This window comes from Mesorhizobium sp. M7A.F.Ca.CA.003.01.2.1 (assembly GCF_003998945.1).
In the GTDB taxonomy this organism is placed as follows: Bacteria; Pseudomonadota; Alphaproteobacteria; order Rhizobiales; family Rhizobiaceae; genus Mesorhizobium; species Mesorhizobium ciceri.
Map to the genome: position 1 here is coordinate 1 of NZ_RZRA01001720.1, position 394 is coordinate 394.

General features: G+C 60.2%; 1 pseudogene. It reads right to left on the reverse strand.

Features of this window, described 5'->3' with window-relative positions:
- Positions 1 to 217, reverse strand: a pseudogene (locus EN969_RS35110) (hypothetical protein); the annotation flags it as partial.
- Between the last annotated feature and the right edge of the window lie 177 nt (positions 218 to 394).

Below are 394 nucleotides of genomic sequence, written 5' to 3' on the forward strand. Positions count from 1 at the left end.
ATCTCGACGGGTTTGAGGTAATTGTGCTCCTGTCCCTGAGGAAGAAGTGGACGTCCATCGGATGGCCGGGTTCGGTCTCCACCACCATGGCAAGATCGACGGCGCCGTCGCCATTGAAATCGCCAGTCACAGCCGTGATGATCTTCCGGGTTTCGATCGGCTCGGCGAGGGTGGCCGTGGGGAGAAACAACACAAAGGCGAGCAACAGAGATTTCATGCGTATTCCCCCGGGAGCGAGACGGCGTGCCCGAGCACGAGCATGGCAGGTATTCCGGGACTTTCTACAGTGGGGCGGGAAGAAAAATGTTCGGGCCGACGGGCGCGAAGGAACGCCGTGCGCGCCTGCCAAGTTTGCTGCCGGAAACTGACAGCAATTCATGCCACGATGCTGGCC